The sequence below is a fragment of the Hydrogenophaga sp. genome (assembly GCF_030158645.1).
Classification (GTDB): domain Bacteria; phylum Pseudomonadota; class Gammaproteobacteria; order Burkholderiales; family Burkholderiaceae_C; genus Hydrogenophaga.
Window position 1 is genome coordinate 1 of the sequence record NZ_JAOASO010000095.1, and the last position, 9,245, is coordinate 9,245.

Genomic DNA, 9,245 nt, shown 5'->3' on the forward strand with positions numbered 1-9,245 from the left:
GCGCCGGCACCGCAGGCACCCGGCATCGACGACACCGCCCCGGACACCGACGACGAACTGCTGGCCGCCGCGGCCGTGAAGAAGCGCACCCCGCCCGCCGCCACCCGCAGCCTGCCGCCGGCACAGCCGCCCGCCAGCACGCGGCTCGACTACGCCGTGACCGGCCGCATCAAGGGCATCGCCTACAACGCCGAAGGCCAGCTCGACTGGGCACTGGCCGATGGCCGCTACAGCGCCCGCATGGAAATGAAGGTGTTTTTGCTGGGCAGCCGGGTGCAGACCAGCACGGGGCAGGTGGGCCCTGCCGGCCTGAGCCCCGAGCGCTTCGCCGACAAGAGCCGCAGCGAAAAAGCCGCGCACTTCGACGCGGTGCAGAAGCGCGTCCGCTTCAGCAACAACGCCCCCGATGCGGTGCTGCTGCCCGGCGCACAGGACCGCCTGAGCCTGTTCCTGCAGATCGCCGGTCTGTTGCAGGCCCGACCACAGGCCTACACGAGCGGACAGACCATCGAGATGCCGGTGGTCGGCACGGGCGATGCCGACCTCTGGCGCTTCGAAGTGGGCGACGAGGTCACGCTGTCCTTGCCCGCGGGCGAGATGCGCGCGCGGCAGATCAGACGCCTGCCGCGCAAGGAGTTCGACAGCACGGTGGAGATGTGGCTGGCGCCCGCGTTGCAGCACCTGCCGGTGCGCCTGCGCGTGACCCAGGCCAACGGCGATGTGGCCGATCAACAACTCAGCCGGCTGCCGTAGGCGTTTGGACCTCATTTGTGCCGGAAATGACACGCCTCTTGAAATGAGACGGAACGTTGCCACGTAAAGACCACTCAGAACTTCAAGAGCGCCCAGGTTTGCCGATATAAGAGATACCGGAAGCCGGTTTTCGCAACACAAGGAATTTCAGTCATGAACATGCTCTACGACTCGGATGCCTTCGCTGTGGTCCACATCCTGGCCAACGCACCCGCCGAGGGTGAAGACACCACCGCCCAAGGCCCGCAAATGCCGCGCCACGGCTTCGAGATCGTGGACAAGCGATCGGGCAAGGAGGTCTACCTCGACGGCTCCTGGGCCGAGATGTTCCAGATCCAGATCACCGCCTGGCAGCAAAGCACCCCTTCGCAGGAAGAGGTGGAAGACACGCTGGAAGGCTATGCCGAACTGGCTCAAATGCCCGTTGTGATGCATTGAGGGCCCCACCCCCGCTCATCAGCCCGGTCTTGACCGGGCTTTTTCACGCCTGTCGGTAGCGCCAGCGATAAACCGGCTCGGCCAACACCAGCACCGCCACCAGCCGGCAGACCTGGAACGCCGTGACCACCGGCACGCCGAGCTGCAAGACCTTGGCGGTGATGGCCATCTCGGCGATGCCGCCGGGCGCGGTGCCCAGCAACAGCGTGGCCGGGTGCAGGCCGGTGGCTTTCGACAGGGCCCAGCCGAACAGCGCGCAGATCCCCATCATGAAAAAGCTGGCCAGGGCGACCGAGGCCAGCCAGCGCGGCGCCGTGTGCACAAACGCGGGTGTGAAACGCACGCCCAGGCTCACGCCGATGACCAGTTGCGCGGCGTTGGTCAGTGGCTGCGGGATGGCAGACAGGGTGACACCGGAGAGCGTGACCACCATGGTGACCACCAGCGCGCCCATGAACCACGGATTCGCGCGGCCCAGCCACTGCATGAGCAGCGCCCCCACCAGCGTGAGGCCGGCCAGCGCCAGCAAGCCGGTGGGCTGCACATCGCGCAGGCCCAGGGTGAGCGTGTCCAGGCCGCTCACGCCCCAGAACTGCAGCGCAAACGGGATGGTGAGCGTGACCAGCAGCACGCGCAGGCTGTGCGCGGCGGCCACCAGATCGGTGCGGGCGCCCTGGCGCTCGGCGATCAGCGTCATCTCGGACGCGCCGCCGATGGCACCGGCGAAGTACGTGGTGCTGAACAACTGAGCGGGTGTGAGATGCGCCAGGTGCCCGGCGTGCAACCGGCGCAACCAGGCGCCGAAACCCAGGCCCAGCAGCAAGGCCCAGGCGATGCCGAGCGCAATCGCCCACCACAGGCTGGCGACCAGCGCGCCCACAGCGGGGGTGAAGTACAGCCCCAGCGCCGTGCCGATCACCCACTGCCCGGCGTTGCGAAACGGCGCCCAGCTCTCGGTGCGCCCACCCAGCACCGACACCAGCGACGTGGCCAGCAGGGGGCCGATCATCCAGGGGATGGGGGTTCGCAGCCACACGCACAGCCAGGCGGCGGCCAGCGCGAGCAACAAGGTGAGGAGGACACGCGGCCACGAGGAGGGGCCGAAGGCGGGCAAGGAAGGCACTCGGTTAATGGTGTGATGCACCGGCCATCAGCGGCAGGCCGCTTAGTATCGGTCGATGAACTGTCGATCTGCTGTCGTGCTGGTGTTGGGTGTGGCTCTGCTGGGCGCGTGCGCGCACCCGCCGCCCACCCACGTGTCCACCTTGCTGGAACGCGTGATGCCCGTGCAGGTGCTGCTGCTCGGTGAACAGCACGATGCGCCCGAACACCAGGCCCTGCAACGGGACGTGGTGCAGACGCTGGCCGCGCGCGGCCAGCTGGGTGCGCTGGTGATGGAAATGGCCGAACAAGGTCACCAGACCGCCGGCTTGCCGACGGACGCCAGCGAAGCCCGCGTGCGCGAGGCCCTGAACTGGACCGACCAGGGCGGCTGGCCCTGGCCGGTGTACAGCGCGGTGGTGATGGCCGCGGTGCGGGCCGGCGTCCCTGTGCTGGGCGGTGACTTGCCGCGCAGCCAGATGAAGGTTGCCATGGCCAACGCCGCACTGGAGGGCCGCATCGGCAGCGCTGGACTGCAGGAGCAACGCCAGGGCATTCGCGAAGGCCACTGCGACCTGCTGCCCGAGAGCCAGATCGCCCCGATGACCCGCATCCAGCTGGCGCGCGACGACACCATGGCACGCACCGTGGTGGCCGCTGTCGAGAAGGCAGGCGCCGGCAAAACCGTGGTGCTGGTGGCCGGCAACGGCCATGTGCGGCGCGACCTGGGTGTACCGCTGTACCTGCCCAAGGAGCTGACACACCGCGTGGTGATGGCGCAGGCGGGTTCCGCCACCACAGCCCCGCCGGCCGATGCCGTGTGGCCCACACCCCCGCTACCACCGCGCGACCACTGCGCCGAACTGCGCCAGCAGTTCAAGCGCTGAAAGCGGCGCTCAGGCCGCGCGTTTGATGGCGTCGGCCAGGGTGCCGACCAGGGTCTCGATCTGCGCCTTCTCCACGATGAAGGGCGGCGCGAACACCAGGTTCTCGCCCGCATTGCGCACCAGCACACCGCGGTGGTAGCAGTCCATGAACACGTCGAACGCACGCTTGCCTGGCAGGCCGGCGATGGGCGCCAGTTCCACCGCCGCGGCCAGCCCGAGGCTGCGGATGCCGATCACGTTGGGCAGGCCCATGAGGGCGGCGTGCATCGCATCACCCAGCACCGGGCCCATCTCGCCGGCGCGCTCGAACAGCTGCTCTTCGCGGAACAGATCGAGCGTGGCGATGGCCGCCGCGCACGCCACCGGGTGGCCCGAGTAGGTGTAGCCGTGGAAGAACTCGATGGCGTGCTCCGGCGCGCTGCCGTGCGCACCCATCATGGCGTTGTAAATGCGGTCGGTACAGACCACGCCACCCAGCGGGAAGACGCCGTTGGTGACGGCCTTGGCAAAGTTCAGCATGTCGGGCTGCACGCCGTAGTAATCGGACGCGAAGGCGGTGCCCAGGCGGCCGAAGCCGGTGATGACCTCGTCGAAGATCAGCAGGATGCCGTGCTTGTCGCAGATTTCCCTGAGGCGTTTCAGGTAGCCCTGCGGCGGCACGTACCAGCCGGCGCTACCGGCCACGGGCTCCACGATCACGGCCGCGATGTTGCTCGGATCGTGCAGCGGCAGGATGCGGTTCTCCAGCTCCAGCAGCAGGTCTTCGTTCCAGACCGGCTCGGTGTTGTGGATGTAGGCGTGGTTCACCGGATCGTGGATGAAACGCAGGTGGTCCACGCGCGGCAGCAGGCTGGTGCCGTAGACCTTGCGGTTGGCCGGAATGCCGCCCACCGACATGCCGCCGAAACCCACGCCGTGGTAACCGCGCTCGCGACCGATGAACATGTTGCGGTGACCCTCGCCGCGCGCGCGGTGGTAGGCCAGCGCCACCTTCATCGAGGTGTCGGCGGCCTCGCTGCCGGAGTTGCAGAACAGCACCTTGTTCAGGTCGCCGGGCGCCATGGCGGCGATCATCTCGGCCGCGCGAAACGCCTTGTCGTTGCTCACGCTGAAGGCGGTGCTGTAGTCCAGCGTGTCGAGCTGTTTCTTGATCGCTTCGTTGATCGGCTTGCGGTTGTGCCCCGCGCCCACGCACCACAGGCTGGAGATGCCGTCGATGACCTGGCGGCCGTCGTGCGTGGTGAAGTGCATGCCGTCGGCCGCCACGAAGATGCGCGGGTCCTTGGCGAAGCTGCGGTTGGGGGTGAAGGGCAACCACTGGTTGTCCATGCGAAGGTCGTTGTAGGCCATGGGGCGTCTCCGGCACAGATGTAAAACGGGAATTGTGGCACCGGCCATGCCCTGGCGGGGGCTCCACTGCCCGCGCCACACGCAGGCCCACCGCCCATGGGTCAAAAGGCTTGCTGCGACAATCATCCGGCCATGAACCACACCTATGTCCTCACCCTGTCCTGCCAGGACCGCCCCGGCATCGTGCACGCCGTCTCCGGCTTCTTGTTCGAGCACGGCGGCAACATCGAAGAAGCCGCGCAGTACAACGACCACGACACCGGTCTGTTCTTCATGCGCGTGCAGTTCGCCTGCGCCCAGCTCACGCAGGACGACCTGCGCCTGCACCTGAAGCTGTTCGCCGAGCCCTTCGGCATGCGCTGGAGCCTGCACCCGCTGGCCGAGCCGGTGCGCACGGTGATCTTCGTCAGCAAGGAAGGCCACTGCCTCAACGACCTGATGTTCCGCTGGAAGAGCGGCCTGCTGCCGCTGGACATCCGCGCCATCATCAGCAACCACCGCGAGTTCTACCAACTGGCCGCCAGCTACAACGTGCCGTTTCACCACATCCCGGTGACGGCGGCCACCAAGGCGCAGGCCGAGGCCAAACAGCTCGACATCATCCGCAGCGAAGGCGCCGAACTCGTGGTGCTGGCGCGCTACATGCAGGTGCTGAGCAACGACCTGTGCCGCGAACTCGCGGGCAAGGCCATCAACATCCACCACAGCTTTCTGCCCAGCTTCAAGGGCGCCAAGCCTTACTACCAGGCGCACGACCGCGGCGTGAAGCTCATCGGCGCCACCGCGCACTACGTGACGGCCGACCTCGACGAAGGCCCGATCATCGAACAGGACGTGGCCCGTGTGGACCACACCGACACCGTGGAAGACCTCACCGCGCGCGGCCGCGACACCGAGAGCCAGGTGCTGGCGCGGGCCGTCAAATGGCACAGCGAGCACAGGGTTCTGTTGAATGGACACAAGACGGTCGTGTTCAAGTGACCATTCGCATTCCGCCCATTCAATGTTTGTTGACGTTCGAGGCGCTGGCGCGCCTGCGCAGCGTCACGCAGACGTCGGATGAGCTCAATGTGACGCCGAGTGCGGTGAGCCACCGCATCAAGCAGCTGGAACAGATCCTGGGCACCAAGCTGTTCGGCCGGGCGGATTTTTCACTCACCACCGAAGGCAGCGAGTACCTGGCCCATGTGCGCGACGGCCTGGCCACGCTGCAGAAATTTCCAAGCAACGCGGCCGCGCCCGGCCGGCGCAAGCTGCGCGTCGCCGTCACGCCCACGTTTGCGCGCTCGGTGCTGCTGCCGCGCCTCAAGCAGTTCAGCGACGCCTACCCCGAGATCGACCTCACGCTGCAGGTGAGCATTCCGCTGCTGGACGTGGTGGCCGAAGACGCCGATCTCACCGTGCGGTTCGGCACCGGGCGCTACGCCGACGTGGAACACGTCTGCCTCATGAAAGACGAGGTGACGCCGCTGGCCTCACCCGCTTTCGTGCGCGAGCACGGCCCGTTCGAAAGCGCGCTGGACCTGGAGGGTGTGCCGCTGCTGCGCAGTCCGCTGGAGCCCTGGCGCACCTGGTTTGCCGCGCACGACCTCGACTGGCCCGAACCCAACGAGGGCTCCCAGTTCAACGACATCGGCCTGATGTGCGACGGCGCAGCCGCCGGCATGGGTGTGGCCCTGGTGCGGCTCAAGCTCGCCGCGCCTTGGCTGGAGCACGGCACGCTGGTGCCGCTCTACAGCCGCCACGTGCCCAGCCCACACGCGCACTACCTGTGCTGGCGCACCGGCACCATGGACCGATGGGAGTGCGCGGCGTTCACCGAGTGGCTCAAGAAGGCCGTCGGTTGACGATCCGGCGCCGGGCAGCCCCAAGCCGGATCAGCCCCCTCGGGGGGCAGCGGACCAGGCGCAGCGGGGAAGCGTGGGGGCCGCTCACTCGATCGTGAGGCGCTGACCGGCGGTTGGCAGTTTTTTCGGCAGGGTCAGCTGCAACACACCGTTCTCGTACTTGGCCTTTGACGTCGCGTTGTCGATGTCCTGCGGCAGCTGGAAGCTGCGCGACACAGCCCCGAAATAGCGCTCGCTGCGCAACAGCTTTTCACCCTCGGTCTGCCTGTCCTGCTGGCGAATTTCGGCGCGCAGCGTGACCACCGAACCGTCAATCGTGACGTGGATGTCTTCGCGCGACACGCCGGGCACCTCGGCATCCACCGCGTAGGCGTCGGGGGTCTCCTTCACATCGATCTTGATCTGCGCGGGCAGGCCTTCGCCGTGCAGGGGCTTCACGTAAAAACCAGGGGCGACGTCCTTGAAAAAGTCGTCGAACAGGTTGGTGCGGGCAATCAGACGGTTCATGGCAGGTGCTCCAGAACAAGGGTTGAACAGTTGCGCCCAAGGGCGCGTTGCGGTGTTCATCAATTGACGTTGCACCCAGGAAATTTCAAGGGGGATGCAAGTTTCTTCAAACCGCAGGCGGGGCGTTGGCCTAAACTGGCCCGGCCACCCTGCAGACACCCCGAGCCCGCCATGAACGCACCCACCTCCCCCGCCCAGGCCACCCAGCTCCAGCGCGCCACGCGCCAGGCCGAAGTGGTGCGCGCCCTGCAGGCCGTGGTGCCCGCCCATGCCCTGCTCTGGCAGGCGGAAGACACCGTGCCCTACGAATGCGACGGCCTCACCGCCTACCGCGAGCGCCCGCTGGTGGTGGTGTTGCCCGAGACCGAGGGCCAGGTGGCGGCCGTGCTCAAGGCCTGCCATGCGCTGGACGTGCCGGTGGTCGCACGCGGCGCGGGCACGGGCCTCTCGGGCGGCGCCATGCCGCACGCGCTGGGGGTGACGATGTCGCTGGCCAAGTTCAACCGCATCCTCCAGATCGACCCGCGCTCGCGCACGGCGGTGGTGCAGGCGGGTGTGCGCAACCTCGCCATCTCGGAAGCCGCCGCGCCGCACGGCCTGTACTACGCGCCCGACCCGAGCAGCCAGATCGCCTGCACCATCGGCGGCAACGTGGCCGAAAACTCCGGTGGCGTGCACTGCCTCAAGTACGGCCTGACGGTCCACAACGTGCTGCAGGTGCGCGGCTTCACGGTCGAAGGCGAGCCCGTCACCTTCGGCGGCGAGGCGCTGGATGTGCCCGGTTTCGACCTGCTCTCGCTCGTCATCGGCAGCGAAGGCATGCTGGCCGTGACCACCGAAGTCACGGTGAAACTGGTGCCCAAGCCCCTGCTGGCCCGCTGCATCATGGCCAGCTTCGACGACATCCGCAAAGCCGGCGACGCGGTGGCGTCCGTCATTGCCGCCGGCATCATCCCGGCCGGGCTGGAGATGATGGACAAACCCATGACCGCGGCGGTGGAAGACTTCGTGCACGCCGGCTACGACCTCAACGCCGAGGCCATCCTGCTGTGCGAAAGCGACGGCACGCCAGAAGAAGTGGAAGAGGAAATCGGTCGCATGAGCGCGGTGTTGCGCGGCTGTGGCGCCACCGCGATCGCGGTGAGCCAGAACGAGGCCGAGCGCCTGCGTTTCTGGAGCGGGCGCAAAAACGCGTTTCCGGCCAGCGGGCGCATCAGCCCCGACTACATGTGCATGGACTCGACCATCCCGCGCAAGCGCCTGGCCGACATCCTGCAAGCCATCAGTGAGATGGAAACCAAATACGCCCTGCGCTGCGTGAACGTGTTCCACGCGGGCGACGGCAACCTGCACCCGCTGATCCTGTTCGATGCCAACGACGCCGACCAGCTGCACCGCTGCGAGTTGTTTGGCGCCGACATCCTGGAAACCAGCGTGGCCATGGGCGGCACGGTCACGGGCGAGCACGGCGTGGGCGTGGAGAAGCTCAACAGCATGTGCGTGCAGTTCTCGCCCGAGGAAAACGAGCAGATGTTCAGCGTCAAGCGGGCTTTTGATACGAAATCGCTACTGAACCCGGGCAAGGTGATTCCAACCCTGCAACGTTGTGCTGAGTACGGAAAAATGCTGGTGCGCGGCGGTCGTCTGGCGCATCCGGACCTGCCCCGTTTCTGAGGGTCAAATATCACGTTCAACAAGGTGCCCCCTGGGGTACAGTTGATCGATGAGCGCTCTGTTCCCTCCGAAAGACAGCCGTCTTGAAGACCACCGACCCGAGGCACCGATCTCGGCTCGCGAACGGGCGCTGCTGCTGGAGATCGAGACCCTCAAGGCGGAAAACCTGCATTTGCGTCGCAACTACGCCCAGCACATGGGCGGCAGTCTGCACGAAGGGGTTTCCAGCGAGCTGCGCTTTGAAGGCGACTTGCCGCTCTCGCTGGAACTCGCTCTCGATTCTGACAACGCCACACCGGTGGCAGCGGCCCACCTCGAATACGAGGCACTCTTTGCGGCGCTGGGCAGCGCGTTCCCGATCGGCATCTTCCGCATCGACCAGGCCGGCCTTTTGACGCACGTGGACGCCCGGTTGCAGCAGATCTTTGCGCTGGAAAAACACGACTTCCCCAACTTTGGCTGGCTCGACCGGGTGCACCCCGACGACCTGCCGGGCGTGCAGGAGCACTGGATTCGCGGGATCGCCACCGGCGAGAGCCTGAGTCTGGAGTTCCGGCTGGTGCGTCCGGGCAACGAGGTGGTGCATGTGCTCGCCCGCAATTCACCGCTGCGCGACGAGCACGGCAACGTGACCAGCCAGCTCGGCTTCATCCAGGACATCACGCCGATGCGGGTGCTCGAAGCCGAG

General features: G+C 66.9%; 10 protein-coding genes. 7 read left to right on the forward strand and 3 right to left on the reverse strand.

The genetic code is table 11. The features are described 5' to 3' along the window. On the forward strand, positions 1 to 753 hold a 753-nt coding region (locus tag Q1W68_RS10930; protein ID WP_300716643.1), incomplete at its 5' end, for a DUF3108 domain-containing protein. A 153-nt stretch (positions 754 to 906) separates the two neighbouring features. Continuing rightward, a complete protein-coding gene (locus tag Q1W68_RS10935) occupies positions 907 to 1,191 on the forward strand; it encodes a DUF3567 domain-containing protein (RefSeq protein WP_300716645.1) in 285 nt (94 codons plus the stop codon). A 43-nt stretch (positions 1,192 to 1,234) separates the two neighbouring features. Here the strand turns inward: Q1W68_RS10935 and Q1W68_RS10940 are convergent, their stop codons facing one another. Continuing rightward, a complete protein-coding gene (locus tag Q1W68_RS10940; RefSeq protein ID WP_300651359.1) occupies positions 1,235 to 2,314 on the reverse strand; it encodes an AbrB family transcriptional regulator in 1,080 nt (359 codons plus the stop codon). A 55-nt stretch (positions 2,315 to 2,369) separates the two neighbouring features. Between Q1W68_RS10940 and Q1W68_RS10945 the strand changes: the two genes are divergently transcribed. Then, positions 2,370 to 3,179, forward strand: coding sequence for a ChaN family lipoprotein (locus Q1W68_RS10945; RefSeq protein WP_300651361.1), 810 nt, complete (start codon positions 2,370 to 2,372; stop codon positions 3,177 to 3,179). A 9-nt stretch (positions 3,180 to 3,188) separates the two neighbouring features. Here Q1W68_RS10945 and Q1W68_RS10950 read toward each other — a convergent pair whose 3' ends face one another. Next, positions 3,189 to 4,529, reverse strand: a complete 1,341-nt coding sequence (locus Q1W68_RS10950) for an aminotransferase class III-fold pyridoxal phosphate-dependent enzyme (RefSeq protein WP_300716649.1) — start codon at positions 4,527 to 4,529, stop codon at positions 3,189 to 3,191. 132 nt (positions 4,530 to 4,661) lie between these two features. Between Q1W68_RS10950 and purU the strand changes: the two genes are divergently transcribed. Both purU and Q1W68_RS10960 read left to right on the forward strand, forming a co-directional pair. Then, on the forward strand, positions 4,662 to 5,510 hold the full coding sequence (gene purU / locus Q1W68_RS10955) for a formyltetrahydrofolate deformylase (protein WP_300716652.1): 849 nt from the start codon (positions 4,662 to 4,664) through the stop codon (positions 5,508 to 5,510). Then, on the forward strand, positions 5,507 to 6,376 hold the full coding sequence (locus Q1W68_RS10960; protein ID WP_300651369.1) for a LysR substrate-binding domain-containing protein: 870 nt from the start codon (positions 5,507 to 5,509) through the stop codon (positions 6,374 to 6,376). The genes purU and Q1W68_RS10960 overlap by 4 nt, the downstream gene beginning before the upstream one ends. A gap of 84 nt (positions 6,377 to 6,460) precedes the next feature. On the opposite strand, the gene Q1W68_RS10965 is transcribed toward Q1W68_RS10960, so the two are convergent. Further along, complete coding sequence (locus Q1W68_RS10965; protein ID WP_300716655.1) at positions 6,461 to 6,883, reverse strand: Hsp20/alpha crystallin family protein; 423 nt, start codon at positions 6,881 to 6,883, stop codon at positions 6,461 to 6,463. 171 nt (positions 6,884 to 7,054) lie between these two features. On the opposite strand from Q1W68_RS10965, the gene Q1W68_RS10970 reads away from it, so the two are divergent. Both Q1W68_RS10970 and Q1W68_RS10975 read left to right on the forward strand, forming a co-directional pair. Then, the gene (locus Q1W68_RS10970) at positions 7,055 to 8,557 is read left to right on the forward strand and encodes an FAD-linked oxidase C-terminal domain-containing protein (protein WP_300716657.1); all 1,503 of its coding nucleotides are present in this window, start codon (positions 7,055 to 7,057) and stop codon (positions 8,555 to 8,557) included. Positions 8,558 to 8,606: 49 nt separating this feature from the next. Next, positions 8,607 to 9,245, forward strand: a 639-nt coding sequence (locus Q1W68_RS10975; protein ID WP_300716660.1) for a PAS domain-containing protein, incomplete at its 3' end; no start/stop codon positions are given.